This window comes from Cribrihabitans marinus (assembly GCF_900109035.1).
Classification (GTDB): Bacteria; Pseudomonadota; Alphaproteobacteria; order Rhodobacterales; family Rhodobacteraceae; genus Cribrihabitans; species Cribrihabitans marinus.
Map to the genome: position 1 here is coordinate 277,166 of NZ_FNYD01000001.1, position 14,379 is coordinate 291,544.

Here is a 14,379-nt window from a genome sequence, read left to right on the forward strand (position 1 = left end):
GGGAAATTCACCTCACCCTATGCTCTCCCCACATCACAGGGGGTTGGCATGGGCCACAAGACACTGACGCGCATGGATCTGAGCGAGGCCGTCTTCCGCGAAGTCGGCCTGTCCCGCAACGAAAGTGCGCAGCTCGTCGAGACGATGCTGAACCATATGTCCGACGCGCTGGTGCGTGGCGAGCAGGTCAAGATCTCGTCCTTCGGCACCTTCAGCGTGCGTGAGAAATCGGCCCGCATCGGCCGCAATCCCAAGACCGGCGAAGAGGTGCCGATCCAGCCGCGCCGGGTTCTGACATTCCGCCCGTCCCACCTGATGAAAGACCGGGTCGCCGCCGGCAACCGCAAGAGCTAGGACGCACGGGCATGAGCAAATCTCCTGACGCGTTTCGCACCATCAGCGAAGTTGCGGAATGGTTGGGGGTGCAGGCCCATGTGCTGCGGTTCTGGGAAAGCAAGTTCAGCCAGATCCGCCCGGTCAAGCGTGCCGGCGGTCGCCGGTATTACCGCCCCAACGACATGCTGTTGATCGGCGGCATCAAGAAGATGCTGCATGATGACGGGCTGACCATCAAGGGTGTGCAGAAAATCCTCCGCGAACAAGGGATTGCCCATGTGCAATCGGTCTCGCAATCGCTCGAGGAAAGCGCCGGCGACGATCTTGTCCCGGGCGGCACCGTGATCCAGTTCAAGGACCGCATGCCAATCCAGGGCGACCGCCTGGGCGACGCGGCGGATACGGGCAGCGTGATCGACCTGACCGCGACGGAAGAGGTGGAGAGCGGCGAGACCCCGGCCACGGCCCAGACTGCCGGATCATCGCAGGACCGCATCGCGTCGGACCGGGACGAACCTGAGGTCGAGTCGCCGGAGACGCCGGCCGACACGGCGACACCAGAGGACGCGACACCGCCGCCACGCCCGCGCGTCATCGACCTGCCCGATCCCCCGGCTGAGGCCGACATCCGCGCCGCCCCAGGCGCGCTGTCGCATCTGGCCGGTCTCGACCGCTTGAACGCGGCCCGCGCGCAGCGGATCGCACCGCTTGCCGCAGCGCTGCGAAACTGGCTCGACCAGCAGGACATCGGGTCCGCCGGCTAAGCGAAAAAGGCAATGATTCCCCCTTGCCCCTGTCCCCAAAACCGTTATGAACGGCCCAACGTCGGGCTATGGCGCAGCCTGGTAGCGCGTCCGTCTGGGGGACGGAAGGTCGCAGGTTCGAGTCCTGCTAGCCCGACCAAATCACACCGACGTTTCAGCCCGGCAAGCAAGACCCGCCGGATCGGCGAGGAACCCGCATGACCGGTGTTTGTCCCAATCAGCAGATCGAGGCGATGATCGCCGCAGGCGCGATCACCGCGTCCCGACCGGTTCTGCCCGAACAGGTCCAGCCCGCCAGCCTCGACCTGCGGCTGGGCACCGTCGCCTACCGGGTGCGCGCGTCCTTCCTGGCCGGTGACGGCGCCACCGTCGCGCAACGGCTGGCCGAGTTCGAGATGCACCGGATCGAGCTGGAAGGCGGTGCGGTTCTGGAAAAGGGTTGCGTCTACCTGGTGCCGCTGATGGAATCGCTGGCCCTGCCCGATGGCTGTTCGGCAGTGGCCAACGCCAAGAGCTCGACCGGGCGGCTGGACCTGCTCACCCGCATGATCACCGATGGCGGCGCCGAGTTCGACCGCGTACCCGAAGGCTATGCCGGCCCGCTCTATGCCGAGATCTGTCCGCGGTCCTTCTCGGTCCTGGTCCGGCCGGGCATGCGGCTCAACCAGATCCGGTTCCGCAGCGGCCAGGCAGTGCTTTCCGACGCCGACCTGACCCGCCTGCACGCCGACAGCCCTCTGGTGGACGGCCCTGCCGTGATCCAGGACGGGCTGGGCTTTTCGGTCGACCTGCGCCTGCCCGACAGCGATCTGGTGGGCTATCGCGCCAAGCCGCATACCGGGCTGATCGATCTGGACCGCATCGGCGGCTATGATCCGGCCGAATACTGGGAAGAGGTGCGCACGACCGAGGGGCGGATCATCCTGGACCCCGGCGCGTTCTACATTCTCGTCAGTCGCGAGGCGGTGCATATCCCGCCGCTCTATGCCGCCGAGATGGCGCCCTACCTGGCGATGGTGGGCGAGTTCCGGGTGCATTACGCGGGGTTCTTCGATCCCGGCTTCGGCCATGCCGGGGCCGGCGGGGCGGGATCACGCGGCGTTCTGGAAGTGCGCTGCCACGAGGCGCCCTTCGTGCTGGAGCATGGCCAGGTGGTCGGGCGGCTGGTCTATGAGCGGATGGCCGAGCGGCCGACGCAGCTCTATGGCGCCGGCATCGCCTCGAACTACCAGGGCCAGGGCCTGAAGCTGTCAAAGCATTTCCGGGCGGCGTCCTGACCTACTGCTTTCCCGCCTGCCGTTTCTCGCGCCGGGCGCGCCGCGCCTGCCGGCGTTCGCGCCTGCGCTGACGTTCGGCATCCGCTTCGGCGGGTGTCTGCGTCGCCGCCTCTGACTCGGCGGCCTTTGGCGCTGGATCGACCTCGGCGGGCGCCTGGGCCGGGTCGGTTTTCTGCTTGCGGGACTTGCCCAGCTTGCCGGCCGCGTCGATGCCCGCATTCAACCCGGAATTGACCACCCGCCGGGTCACGGCGCGCATGATCATGTTCATGATCTGGTTTCCGTTCATCTGCTCACCTCCGCTCTGCTCGTGTCGGATATAGGCCACACCCGCGCCGATTTCATCGGCCGGGGCTCACTCCTCCTCCTCGAAGAGTTCGCTCTGATCATCATCCTCGCCGGACTGTTCCTCGCCCATCGGCATGGCGCCGGGCGGCGGCCGGTTCTCCAGCAGGCCCGCGGCGCGCAGCTCCTTGAGCCCCGGCAGGTCGCGGGCGCTTTCCAGCCCGAAATGATCGAGGAATTGCGGCGTCACCACGAAGGTCACCGGACGGCCCGGTGTCATCCGCCGGCGGCCCAGCCGGATCCAGTCCATCTCCAGCAGCTGGTCGATGGTGCCGCGACTGACCGAGACGCCGCGGATCTCCTCGATCTCGGCGCGGGTGCAGGGCTGGTGATAGGACACGATGGCCAGCGTCTCGATCGCCGCACGGCTCAGCTTGCGGGTCTCGACGGTTTCCTTCTGCATCAGGAACCCCAGTTCGGGCGCGGTGCGGATTGCCCAGGCCTCGCCCACCTGCACGACCCGCACACCGCGCCCCTCGTAGCGGCGGCGCAGCAGCTCCAGCGCCTGCACCGGGTCCGATCCATGCGGCATCCGGGCTTCGAGGTCGCGCACGCTCACCGGATCGGCGCTGGCAAAGAGCACCGCCTCGACCATGCGTTCCTGCTCGGCCAGCGGCGGCGCCTCGAACAGGCTGTCCGGCGGGGTCTCGTCGCGGGGGTCTTCAGTCACTCTTGTCCGTCCTCCTGCGCACGTGGATCGGGGCGAATGTTTCGGTCTGGCGGATTTCCAGCTGGCCTTCCTTGACCAGTTCCAGCGAGGCCGCGAAGGTCGACGCCGTGGCCGAGCGGCGGCGCATCGGGTCGGCGTGCCAGCCGTCGGGCATGTAGCTTACGATGTCGGTCCAGCTGCCGGCGAATCCGATCAGCCCGCGCATCCGGTCCAAGGCCTGCTCCATCGTGAACACGTGGTCGCGGTCCATCACATAGGGGCGGAACTCGTCGCGGGTGCGGATGCGCGCATAGGCCTGCATCAGGTCCAGCAGCGTTGCGCTGTAGGTCACGGTCTTGATCCGCGCCACGTCCTCGGCCTGTCCCCGGGCGAAGAAATCGCGCCCCAGCTGGTCGCGCGCCATCAGCCGGGCCGCGGCATCGCGCATCGCCTGCAGGCGTTCCAGCTGAAACGCCAGATGCGCGGCCAACTCCTCGCCCGATGGCCCCTCTTCCTCGGGGTCCGGGGGCAGCAGCAGCCGCGACTTGAGAAAGGCCAGCCAGGCCGCCATGACCAGGTAATCCGCCGCCAGCTCGATCCGCAGTGCCTTGGCGCGTTCCACGAATTCCAGGTATTGCCTGGCCAGTTGCAGCACAGAGATCTTGCGCAGATCCACCTTCTGCGTACGCGCCAGGGTCAGCAGGGCGTCCAGAGGCCCCTCGAAGCCGTCCACGTCGACGATCAGAGACTCGGCGGCCAGGCGGTCTGCGACCGTGTCCCGATCCTCGCTGAAAAGGTTATCCGTCATAGTCCCGACCGTTCATCAGGCCGGATAGTTCCGCCTCGGCGGCCTCGATGTCAAGCGCAGCCGGTGCCTGGCGCGCCGCGAGCGCCCGCTCGGCCCGGGCCTGCGCTGCCGCGGCCATTTCGCCGGCCGCTTCGGCCACCGCCGCCCGCTCGGCCAGCGGCGCGTTGCAGAAGAGCACGACATCGCAGCCGGCCCCGATTGCGTCGCGCGCGATCTCGGCGGGGGATCCGCTGAGCGCCTTCATCGAGATATCGTCGGTCATCAGCAGCCCGTCGAAGCCGATCCCCTCGCGGATCAGCCGGATCACCGGCGGCGACAGGGTGGCCGGCCGATCATCGACCGCCGCAAAGACAACATGCGCGGACATGCCCATCGGCAGGTCGGAAAGCGCCGCGAAGGGCGCGAAATCGCAGGCTTTCAGCTCGGGCAGGTCGCTGCCCACCACCGGCAGCTCGTGATGGGTGTCCAGCGTCGCGCGGCCATGACCCGGCAGATGCTTGGCCACCGGCAGCACACCGCCGTCCAGCAGCCCCTGCGCCACGGCCCGGGCGATCTCGGCCACCGCTTCGGGCTGCGAGGCATAGCAGCGGTTGCGCAGGAACGCATGGGTCTGCGGCAGCGCGACATCCGCCAAAGGGGCGCAATTGCTGTCGATGCCGAGCGCGCGCAGCTCGTCGGCAATCAGGCGATAGCGCAGGTACATCGCGCGGGCGGCGCCCGCCCCGGCCTGGCGTGCGTGATCCAGAGGCGGCAGCCATTCCCGAGCCAGCGGCGCGCGCAGGCGCTGCACCCGGCCGCCCTCCTGGTCGATGGTCACAGGGCAATCGCGCCCCACCGCCTCGCGGAAATCGCCGCAGAGCGCGCGCACCTGGTCGGCGCTGTCGATGTTGCGCGCAAACAGGATGAAACCGAACGGGTCGGTATCGCGGAACAGGGCCTTCTCCTCGGGCGTCAGGCGCAGCCCTTCGGCGTCGAGGATCGTGGCCCCGAAGCTCACCGCGCGATCGCCGGGATGCAGTCTGCGTCCTCGGCGTTCAGCGCCGAACAGAAGCGGCGCGCATCGCTCAGGTCATCGAATCCCATCGCCCGAAGGCGATAGAAGGTGCGCCCGCCGCTGGTGGCCTTCTGCACCACGCGCTGCTTGCCATCGAGGTAGTCGCCGAACTGGCCGGTCAGGCGCTCCCATTCGGCGCGCGCCACCTCGGGGCTGTCGAAGGCGCCCAGCTGCGCCATGCGCGTGCCGTCGGGGATCGCCTCGGGATCGACATCCAGCGCGGCGGCGGATTCAACGGCGGCGTTGATCGCCTCGGCCAGGTCGGCATCAGGCTCAGGCGCGGCGCGCACGGTGCGTGCGGGGCGCGGTTGCGGCCGCGGCGACTGCTTCACGCCCGGCGCCTCCAGCAGCGCGGGATCGGGGGCCGCGGCCATCAGGTCGGCCGGGTCGATCGCCGGCAGCGGTTCGGGCTGCACAATCGCGGCGGCGGGCTGGGCCGTCGGGATGTCGCCGGTCTGCACCGCATTCTCCGGCAAGGGCCGGGCCTGGCGGGCCAGTTCCTGCACCAGGGCGTCAACGGATCCGTCCTGCACGGCATCGTCGGCGGTCTCGTCGGCCGCACTGGCCTGTGCCGTGTGGACCGCAGGCTCGGCGGCATCCGCCGCCATCTCGCCCATCGGCGCGTCCTCTTCGATCAGGGAGACCGGTTGCGGCGCCAGCTTCAGCCGGTCGGGCGGCGGCGCGGCGGTGCCCTTGGCGGCGACGGTGTTGACCGCCAGCCCCTGGTGATCGGCGCGTTCCCCGCCGGGGTTGTCGGGCTGCACCCGCATCGGACCTTCCAACGCGCGGACCACCGGAACACCGCTCACGTCGCGCATCACCAGCTTGTAGCCCCAGACCCCGACGCCCACCACCAGGGCCAGCGACCCCGCCGCGCCCAGAAGGCTGAGCAACCGGCCCAGCCCGGCGGGCCGCGCCATGTCGTCGTCATCATAGCCGGGATGGAAATCGGCCTCGGGCGCATATTGATGCGCCGAGAGAGAATACTGCACGTGTTGGGGGTGCACGTGACCGTGGTCGTAACTGTTCGCCATGTCCGCCTCACTGCCCGTCGCACGGGGCGGTGCCCGCGCTCAGGTACTTGTCGTTGCTGCCTCGGACCGGCGTTCTGGCGGTTTTCTACCGCATCTCCTGCGCCGGCTTCACGCCCAAGATATCAAGACCTGCCGAAATCACAACGGCCACGGACCGGGCCAAAGCGATTTTTGCCTGGCTTGTGGCGGCATCGCCATCCTGCAGGAAACGCAGCGACGGATCGTCGTTTCCGCGGTTCCACAGCGCATGGAATTCACCTGCCAATTCATAGAGATAGAGCGCGACCCTGTGCGGCTCGTTGCTGCGCGCGGCGATCTCGACCAGGCGTGGCCATTCCGCCAGCTTGCGCGCCAGCGCCAATTCGGCCTCGTGCGCCAGCACCGAAAGATCCGCCCCGGCCAGCGTCGCGTCGCCGGTGTCGATGCCGCCGTCACCCGCCTTGCGCAACACGCTCATCACCCGGGCATGGGCGTATTGCACGTAAAAGACCGGGTTCTCGCGGCTCTGTTCCAGCACCTTGTCGAAATCGAAGTCGAGCGGCGCGTCGTTCTTGCGGGTCAGCATGACGAAGCGGGTCACGTCCGGGCCCACCTGCTCGACCACGTCGCGCAGGGTGACGAAGGTGCCCGCCCGCTTGGACATCTTGAACGGCTCGCCATTCTTCCACAGCTTGACCAGCTGGGTCAGCTTGATGTCGAGCGGCACATTGCCGTCCGACAGCGCCGAGACCGCCGCCTTCATCCGCTTGACATAGCCGCCGTGGTCGGCGCCGAACACGTCGATCAGCAGGTCATAGCCACGGCTGATCTTGTCATAGTGATAGGCGATGTCGGGCGCGAAATAAGTCCAGCTGCCGTCGGATTTCATGATCGGCCGGTCCACGTCGTCGCCATGCGCGGTCGAGCGGAACAGCGTCTGCTCGCGCGGCTCCCAGTCCTCGGGGGTCTTGCCCTTGGGCGGCTCCAGTGTGCCGCGATAGATCAGGCCCTTGTCGTCGAGATCCTTGATCGCCGCCTCGATCTTGCCCGTGCCGTAGAGCGACTTCTCGCTGAAAAAGCGGTCCATCCGCACACCGAGCAGCGACAGGTCCTCGCGGATCAGGTCCATCATCGCGTCGGTGGCAAGCGCGCGCACCTCGTCCAGCCAGACCTCTTCGCCCTTGCCGACATAGGCGTCGCCGACCTTGTCCTTGAGCGCCTGGCCCACCGGAACCAGGTAGTCGCCGGGATAGGTGCCGTCCTCGAACGCGACCTCGCGCCCATGCGCCTCGAGATAGCGCAGGTAGACCGACCGGGCGAGCACATCCACCTGCGCGCCGCCGTCGTTGATGTAGTATTCGCGCGTGACCTCGTATCCGGCATAGTCCAGCAGGCTGGCCAGCGTGTCGCCGAACACCGCGCCGCGGGTATGGCCCACATGCACCGGCCCGGTGGGGTTGGTCGAGACATATTCGACGTTGACCCGTTTCCCCCGCCCCATCTCCGAGCGGCCGTAATCGGTGCCGCGCTCAAGGATCGTGCCGACGATCCCCTGCCAGACCGACGCCGCCAGCCGGAGGTTGAGAAAGCCCGGCCCGGCGACCTCGGCCGAGGTGATGCGCGCATCCGCGCCCAGCTTGCCGGCCAACGCCTCGGCGATCTCGCGCGGTTTCCGGCCCGCGGGCTTGGCAAGCACCATCGCCGCGTTGGTCGCCATGTCGCCATGCGCCGGGTCGCGCGGCGGCTCGACCGTCACGTTGTCAAAGCTCAGATCGGCGGGCAGCGCGCCCTCGTCCTGCATCTGGGCCAATGCGTCGAGCACCAGATCGCGGATCTCGGAAAACAGGTTCATCACGATGTCCTTGTTGCTTGCGCGCGGTTTACCACGGCGATCGGCAGGGTCAATGCGCGCCCCTCAGACCCGGTGCGGATCCGAGCCTGTCAGCCGGGCATGGTCCTGCAGGGCAAAGCGGTCGGTCATGCCGGCGACGTAGTCCGACACGATCCGCGCCAGCGCGGTCTCGTCCCCGGCGGCCTCGATGTCGCGGTGCCAGTGGCGCGGCATCTGGCGCGGGTCGTTGAGGTAGATCGGGAACAGCTCGCGCACCACGCGGCTCACCTGCGCGCGCTTCTCCATCACCCGCGGGGCGCGATACATGCGGGTGAACAAAAAGGCGCGGATCTCCTTGAGCCGGGGCCAGAGCGCATCGGAAAATGCCACCACCGGACGCCCAAGCGCGCGGATCTCCTCGACATTGCGGGCCTCGGACGCGGCCAGCAGGCGGCGCGCCGTCTCGATCACGTCCGAGACCATCACCCCGAACACCCGGCGCAGCGCCTCGTGCCGCCGCCGGTAGCCGTCGAGACCGGGGAACAGCCGGTCGACCTCGGCATAGCAGTCACCGACGATGGGCAGCGCGGCGATCTCGTCATCGGTGAACAGGCCCGCGCGCAGACCGTCATGCAGGTCGTGGTTGTTGTAGGCGATGTCGTCCGACAGCGCCGCCACCTGCGCCTCGGCGCTGGCATGGCTGTGCAGTTCCAGGTCGATCTCGGTATTGCACTCGGCCAGCGCCCAGGGCAGTTCGCCCAGAACTGGCCCGTTGTGTTTTGCAATCGCTTCAAGGGTTTCCCAGGTCAGGTTCAACCCATCGAACCGGGCATAGTGCCGCTCCAGCCGCGTGACGATGCGGATGGCCTGGGCGTTGTGGTCGAACCCGCCATAGGGCGCCATCAGCGCGTGCAGCGCATCCTCGCCGGTATGGCCGAACGGCGTGTGGCCCAGGTCATGCGCCAGCGCGACCGCCTCGGTCAGCTCCTCGTTCAGCCCCAGCGCCCCGGCAATCGTGCGCGCCACCTGCGCCACCTCGATGGAATGGGTCAGGCGGGTGCGGTAATTGTCGCCCTCGTGTTCCACGAAGACCTGGGTCTTGTGCTTGAGCCGGCGAAAGGCGCTGGCATGGATGATCCGGTCGCGGTCGCGCTGGAAACACGAGCGGAAACTGCTTTCCTCCTCGGCCACGCGCCGCCCGCGCGCGCGCCCCGGATCCGAGGCATAGGCTGCTCTTTGCACGGCTGCTGTCCTTGTCGCCCGTCCCGGTGCCTTCTATATATGCGGGACGGAAGACGCAAACCACGAGAGAGACATAATGAACCTGCCCCCCAAGGTCACCGACCGCGCATTCGAACGCCTGGCCGAGATCGGCGCCGCCGATCAGGGCAAGGCCCTGCGCGTCGCCGTCGAGGGCGGCGGATGCTCGGGGTTCCAGTACGAGATCGCGCTGGACGATCCGGCCGAGGACGACCTGGTGCTGGAGGGTAACGGGCAGAAAGTGGTGGTCGACAACGTGTCGCTGCCGTTTCTGGAGAATGCCGTCATCGACTTTTCCGAGGAACTGATCGGCGCGCGTTTCGTCATCGACAACCCCAACGCGGCCTCGTCCTGCGGCTGCGGCACGTCTTTTTCGATGTGACCGCGGCCTAGGGATCGGTGCGCAGCCGCGCGGTTCCCGCCCGCGGCGCGATCTCGTCCCAGACCAGGACCAGCCCCGAGCCGATCACCATCGCCGTGCCCAGCAGCGTCTGCGCCGAGGGCCATTGCCCGAAGACCCACGCCCCGAACCCGGCCATCCAGAAAAACTGCAGCCCCATCAGCGGCAGGACCACATGGGCCGCCAGGCAACGCAGGGCGATCACCACCAGCCAGCGCGCGCCGAAGAGCAGCAGCGCATAAAGCGCGACGAGCGACAGGTCGGCCGCGGGCATCGGGCGCCAGACGAAGGGCAGCGCCACGCCCATCGTGATCGCCAGCGCGAGGTTGGGATAGAACACCTGCGCCAGTGCGTTGCGTTCATGCCGGCCGATATAGCGCGCCAGTACCATCGAGACGGTGCCGACCCCGGTTGCCGCCAACGCCCAGAGATGCCCCACCCCGATCGCCTGCAGGCCGCCGGGAAACAGGGCCAGAACGCCAGTGAACCCCGCCAGCATCGCAATCCAGGCCGTGGGCCGCACCGCCTCGTTCAGGACCGGCCCCGACATCAGCGCGGCCAGGATCGGCATCAGGCCGATGAACAGGAACATCTCGGCCAGCGGAAGGTCGCGGAACCCGTAGAAGAAACAGATCGCCGCCAGCACCGTCGCCGCCGACCGCAGCGCCATGGCGCGCGGGCACGAGGTGCGCAGCCCCTGCCCGCCGACAAGGCACATCGCCGCCACCCCTGCCCCGGACAGCGCAAAGAGCTGTGCCGCCGCATAGCCGCCGGCGATCAGCTTGGTGATCGTGTCCGCAGCCGAGATCAGGCCGGTATAGGCCACCACCAGCGCCACCCCGGCCAGGACCGGGTTCACAGGTCCACCCCGCAGAGCTGGGTGCGCGCGAAGCCGGCAAAGAAGGTGTCGAACTGCCCGGTGCTGGCCTCGGCCTCGGACAGGACGGCTTGCTCGCCCTCGTCCAGCGCCGCGAAGATGCGGGGCCGCAGCGCCACCCAGTCGCCGCGCCGCGCGTCGCCCAGGGCATAGAGCGTCTGCGAGATCCGGCGCAGGGGTCTTGGCCCTTGATCCTCCAGGTGAAATCCCATCCGCCCCCGGTGCAACGGCGTGCCAAAGGCCGCTCCACCGGAAACCGCTCCGGCCCAATTGCCGACGAAGAACTGGTGGTAATCGTCCTGGCTGGCCGCGTGCGGTCCGGCCGCGATGGTGAACCGGCCGAGGCTGCGGCGCACCGCGTCCTCCCAGACGGCGGGCGCCGAGGCGCTGGCGTAGCGCAGCGCGATGCAGATCTCGGCCAGCAGGTCGCAATCGCCATCCAGCAGGGCCAGCACGCCGGCATGATCGAGGCTGCGCAGCGCCGCGGGCGACAGGCCGGGATCGCGGCGGCCGTATTCCGACAGGTAGAACACGATATGGGTCAGCTCGTAGGCGGCCTTGCGATTGGGCATCGCAAAGGTCTCGCTGCGGTCGATGAAAGCATGCAGCCGCTCGGTCAGCCCGGTGTCCTCGGGCAGCGGGTCGATCCCGCGCCGGAGCATCAGCCGCCGCGCCTCGGCGCGCTGCAGGTCCGACATCTCGGCGTCAGCCAGCCCCTCGCGCGCCGCCCAATGCGCCAAGGCTTCCCCCTTGTCACCCGGCAGGCCCAGATCCTCGAGATCCAGGCAGACCGACAGCAGGAAGCGATAGTATTGCGGGAAGAAACCCAGCCTCTGCTCGAGCGTTTGATAGAAATCCCGGAGCGGCGCCAGAGCATCCTGGGGCACAACGGTGCCGGTGCATTCGAGAATGTTCAGAAGCTCGGCGTTTTCCTTGAGCCAGAACACGTCCTCGGTCACCCGGCGGTGGCGGGCGAAACAGTCGATCAGCGCGGCCAGGCTCTCGGCGCCGGGACGCGCGCGCGCCGGCTTTGGCAGGTGGATGACGTTGGACATGGCTCTTTCTCCGTTGTTGCGGGCCGGGCGGCAATCGGGCCGCCCGACCGCATGTCCTCAGCCGCGCGGGCCGGACCAGGACGAGAACATCTCGGTCGCATCCCCCTCGATCGCCGCGCTGCGCAGCGACGGGCCCGACCACGAGGAGAACATCTCGGTCGCGCCGCCGGTAAAGGTCTCGGCGCGGGCGGGAGCGGACCAGGACGAGAACATCTCGGTTGCCTCTCCCGCCATGAGATCCGCGCCGCTCGACTGCGACCAGGACGAGCAGAGCCCGGTTTGACCGCCGTCGAGCAGGCTGGTTTCGACTGCCGGCTGCCCGGCGTTTTGATCGATTGCTTTCTTCAGTGCCGCCATTTTCGTTGTCCTTTCCGGTTGATTGGCCGGATCAGATTTGCAGCTTATGCGGTCTCATCAAGAAAAATATTCCCGCTTAAGCTGAGTTTCGGGCAGTTATCCACAAGTCTGAATTGTGTCAGAAACAAGGCGGGATTTTCCGGCCGGAAACCTTATCAACAGCATAAATTTTCTTATCCACACCCTTGTATTACTTGGGCAATCCGCTCTCGGCCGGTGATGCGGCGTCGAAATGTGGCAAAACTGTGGAGAATCATGTCGCCGCGCAAGTGAAGATTCGCGCGGCCCGTCGCGCTCGCGCCTTGCCCCCGCCAACAGCCTGCGCGATAGACTGGGCCGGGACCGGACGGGAGGCGTCATGAAAATCGCAAGCTTCAACATCAACGGCATCAAGGCGCGGATCCAGGCGCTGACCGACTGGCTGGACGAGGCCGCACCGGACGTCGTGTTGCTGCAGGAGATCAAGTCGGTCGATGACGGGTTTCCGCGTGAGCCGTTCGAGGATCGTGGCTACAACGTCGAGACCCACGGGCAGAAGGGGTTCAACGGCGTCGCCATCCTGTCCAAGCTGCCGCTCGAGGATGTCCGCCGCGGCCTGCCCTGCGACGATGGCGACGAACAGGCGCGCTGGATCGAGGCGACGGTCGTCGGGCAGCGCGCGCTGCGGATCTGCGGGCTGTACCTGCCCAATGGGAACCCGGTCGAGATCGACGACGCGGGCCAGCCGGTCGCGGGCGGTAAATATGCGTACAAGCTGGCCTGGATGGAGCGGCTGCGCCAGCGCGCCGCCGATCTGATGGCAGCCGAGGAACCGGCCCTGATGGCCGGGGACTACAACATCATCCCACAGGAAGAGGATGCCGCGCGCCCGGACGCCTGGCGCGACGACGCGCTGTTCCGCCCCGAAAGCCGCGCCGCGTTCCGCAGGATCGTCAACCTGGGCTATACCGAGGCGTTTCGCGCGCGCATCCAGGGGCCTGGCCATTACTCTTTCTGGGACTACCAGGCCGGCGCGTGGAACCGCAACGACGGCATCCGGATCGATCATGTCCTGCTGACGCCGCAGGCGGCGGATCTGCTGACCGACTGCCGCATCGACGCCGAGATCCGCGGGCGCGAAAAGCCCTCGGATCACGTGCCGGTCTGGGTCGAACTGGACGTCTGAGCGCGGCTCAGCCGGCGTTGCGCGTCACGTCATGGGCATAGAGCCAGTCGAACTGGCGCACCATCCGCTCAGGCGCCAGACGGCCGGCCATCCGCATCGCCATATGCGCGGGCGCCCGGATCGGCCCGCGCAGGTGGTATTTCCAGGCATTGCCATTGGCCGCGGCGATCACCTTGCAGGCGCGCGCGCGGCGCCGGGCCTGATAGGCCTCCAAGCCGTCCTCGATACTGGCCGCCCCGTCCAGCGCATCGGCCAGAACCCAGGCATCCTCGAGCGCCATGTTGGCCCCCTGCGCCAGGAATGGCAGCGTCGGATGGGCGGCGTCGCCCACCAGCGCCACACCACGGCCCTGCCAGCTTTGCGCCACGGGATGACGGAACAGGCCCCACAGCCCGACCTCCTCGACCCCTGCCAGAAGGCCGCGCACGGGGGCCGCGAAATCGGCGAAGGCGGCGCGCAGGTTGGCCGGATCGTCGGCATGGTGCCAGCCCTCGGCGGCCCAGGCGGCCCGCTCCTGCACCGCGACGATATTCACCAGATCGCCACCGCGCAGCGGATAGCTGACCACATGCCGCTTGGGCCCCATGTAAAGCTGCGCCTCGGGCGGGTGGTTCATGCGGTTGGGCACCGTGGCCCGCCAGGCGACCTGGCCGGTGAAGAACGGGTCTTCGGGCCCGTTCAGGAGTGCCCGCAGACGCGAATGCACCCCGTCCGCCCCGACCACCAGGTCGGCGCGCAGGCGGGCGCCGCTGCCGGTATGCAGCACCGGGCCGGGATCGGCCGACACCCGGTCCACCCGCTGCAACAGGCGCAGTTGCACTCCGACCTCGCGCGCGGCCTGTGCCAGCAGGTCGATCAGGTCGGCCCGGTGCACGAAGAGGTAGGGGTGTTCGGCGGCGTGGCGTGTCAGGTCCAGGCGCACCACGTCGCCCGAGCGGCGGTAGTCGCGCAGGACGACGGCACGGGCGGCCAGCCCGGCCCTGGCCAGGGCGTCGCCCAGACCCAGCGCCTGCAGCACGACGCTGCCATTGGGGCTGATCTGCAACCCGGCGCCGACCTCGCGAATCGCGTCGGCCTGTTCCAGCACGGTGACGTCCGCGCCACGCGCCTTCAGCGCGAGCGCCGCCGTCAGCCCGCCGATCCCGGCGCCTACGATGATGACCTTGCGATCCCGCATCCCAATGCGGC

At 68.1% G+C, this 14,379-nt stretch carries 16 protein-coding genes and 1 tRNA gene; 6 read left to right on the plus strand and 11 right to left on the minus strand.

Annotated elements, in window-relative coordinates:
• Nucleotides 1–48 precede the first annotated feature (48 nt).
• The 4 genes from ihfA (at nucleotide 49) to BMX57_RS01375 (ending at nucleotide 2,377) form a co-directional block, all read left to right on the plus strand.
• Nucleotides 49–354, plus strand: coding sequence for an integration host factor subunit alpha (ihfA, locus tag BMX57_RS01360; protein ID WP_092361769.1), 306 nt, complete (start codon nucleotides 49–51; stop codon nucleotides 352–354).
• Nucleotides 355–365: 11 nt separating this feature from the next.
• A complete protein-coding gene (locus BMX57_RS01365) occupies nucleotides 366–1,100 on the plus strand; it encodes a MerR family transcriptional regulator (RefSeq protein WP_092361771.1) in 735 nt (244 codons plus the stop codon).
• Between the two features lie 62 nt (nucleotides 1,101–1,162).
• Nucleotides 1,163–1,239 (plus strand) — tRNA-Pro (locus BMX57_RS01370).
• A 58-nt stretch (nucleotides 1,240–1,297) separates the two neighbouring features.
• The gene (locus BMX57_RS01375; protein WP_092361773.1) at nucleotides 1,298–2,377 is read left to right on the plus strand and encodes a 2'-deoxycytidine 5'-triphosphate deaminase; all 1,080 of its coding nucleotides are present in this window, start codon (nucleotides 1,298–1,300) and stop codon (nucleotides 2,375–2,377) included.
• Nucleotide 2,378: 1 nt separating this feature from the next.
• Here BMX57_RS01375 and BMX57_RS01380 read toward each other — a convergent pair whose 3' ends face one another.
• The 7 genes from BMX57_RS01380 to BMX57_RS01410 all read right to left on the minus strand — a co-directional run bounded on the left by BMX57_RS01380 (nucleotide 2,379) and on the right by BMX57_RS01410 (nucleotide 9,319).
• Nucleotides 2,379–2,666: a hypothetical protein gene (locus BMX57_RS01380; protein ID WP_092361775.1), complete on the minus strand. Its 288-nt coding sequence runs from the start codon at nucleotides 2,664–2,666 to the stop codon at nucleotides 2,379–2,381.
• A 66-nt stretch (nucleotides 2,667–2,732) separates the two neighbouring features.
• Complete coding sequence (scpB, locus tag BMX57_RS01385; RefSeq protein WP_092361777.1) at nucleotides 2,733–3,392, minus strand: SMC-Scp complex subunit ScpB; 660 nt, start codon at nucleotides 3,390–3,392, stop codon at nucleotides 2,733–2,735.
• On the minus strand, nucleotides 3,385–4,179 hold the full coding sequence (locus BMX57_RS01390) for a segregation and condensation protein A (protein ID WP_092361779.1): 795 nt from the start codon (nucleotides 4,177–4,179) through the stop codon (nucleotides 3,385–3,387). Before BMX57_RS01390 ends, scpB begins: the two co-directional genes overlap by 8 nt.
• Nucleotides 4,169–5,176 carry a beta-N-acetylhexosaminidase gene (nagZ, locus tag BMX57_RS01395; protein WP_092361781.1) on the minus strand — a complete coding sequence of 336 codons (1,008 nt, stop codon included), beginning with the start codon at nucleotides 5,174–5,176 and terminating at the stop codon, nucleotides 4,169–4,171. Before nagZ ends, BMX57_RS01390 begins: the two co-directional genes overlap by 11 nt.
• Complete coding sequence (locus tag BMX57_RS01400; protein WP_092361783.1) at nucleotides 5,173–6,267, minus strand: SPOR domain-containing protein; 1,095 nt, start codon at nucleotides 6,265–6,267, stop codon at nucleotides 5,173–5,175. The genes nagZ and BMX57_RS01400 overlap by 4 nt, the downstream gene beginning before the upstream one ends.
• Before the next feature lie 85 nt (nucleotides 6,268–6,352).
• Nucleotides 6,353–8,098 (minus strand): arginine--tRNA ligase, encoded by a 1,746-nt coding sequence (gene argS / locus BMX57_RS01405; RefSeq protein WP_092361785.1) that lies wholly within the window; start codon nucleotides 8,096–8,098, stop codon nucleotides 6,353–6,355.
• A 63-nt stretch (nucleotides 8,099–8,161) separates the two neighbouring features.
• On the minus strand, nucleotides 8,162–9,319 hold the full coding sequence (locus tag BMX57_RS01410) for a deoxyguanosinetriphosphate triphosphohydrolase (protein ID WP_092361787.1): 1,158 nt from the start codon (nucleotides 9,317–9,319) through the stop codon (nucleotides 8,162–8,164).
• 76 nt (nucleotides 9,320–9,395) lie between these two features.
• Here BMX57_RS01410 and BMX57_RS01415 point away from each other — a divergent pair, with 76 nt between their 5' ends.
• On the plus strand, nucleotides 9,396–9,719 hold the full coding sequence (locus tag BMX57_RS01415) for a HesB/IscA family protein (protein WP_092361789.1): 324 nt from the start codon (nucleotides 9,396–9,398) through the stop codon (nucleotides 9,717–9,719).
• Nucleotides 9,720–9,726: 7 nt separating this feature from the next.
• Here BMX57_RS01415 and BMX57_RS01420 read toward each other — a convergent pair whose 3' ends face one another.
• From BMX57_RS01420 to BMX57_RS01430, 3 genes are read right to left on the minus strand one after another with little or no spacing between them, the layout of a single operon-like run.
• Complete coding sequence (locus BMX57_RS01420; protein ID WP_092361791.1) at nucleotides 9,727–10,596, minus strand: DMT family transporter; 870 nt, start codon at nucleotides 10,594–10,596, stop codon at nucleotides 9,727–9,729.
• Nucleotides 10,593–11,669: a DUF6902 family protein gene (locus BMX57_RS01425; RefSeq protein ID WP_092361793.1), complete on the minus strand. Its 1,077-nt coding sequence runs from the start codon at nucleotides 11,667–11,669 to the stop codon at nucleotides 10,593–10,595. The genes BMX57_RS01420 and BMX57_RS01425 overlap by 4 nt, the downstream gene beginning before the upstream one ends.
• Before the next feature lie 57 nt (nucleotides 11,670–11,726).
• Nucleotides 11,727–12,026, minus strand: coding sequence for a DUF6749 family protein (locus tag BMX57_RS01430; protein WP_092361795.1), 300 nt, complete (start codon nucleotides 12,024–12,026; stop codon nucleotides 11,727–11,729).
• 358 nt (nucleotides 12,027–12,384) lie between these two features.
• Between BMX57_RS01430 and xth the strand changes: the two genes are divergently transcribed.
• Nucleotides 12,385–13,191 carry an exodeoxyribonuclease III gene (gene xth, locus BMX57_RS01435; protein ID WP_092361797.1) on the plus strand — a complete coding sequence of 269 codons (807 nt, stop codon included), beginning with the start codon at nucleotides 12,385–12,387 and terminating at the stop codon, nucleotides 13,189–13,191.
• Nucleotides 13,192–13,198: 7 nt separating this feature from the next.
• Here the strand turns inward: xth and BMX57_RS01440 are convergent, their stop codons facing one another.
• Entirely contained in the window at nucleotides 13,199–14,374 is a 1,176-nt protein-coding gene (locus BMX57_RS01440; RefSeq protein WP_092361799.1) for an FAD-dependent monooxygenase, read from the minus strand.
• Between the last annotated feature and the right edge of the window lie 5 nt (nucleotides 14,375–14,379).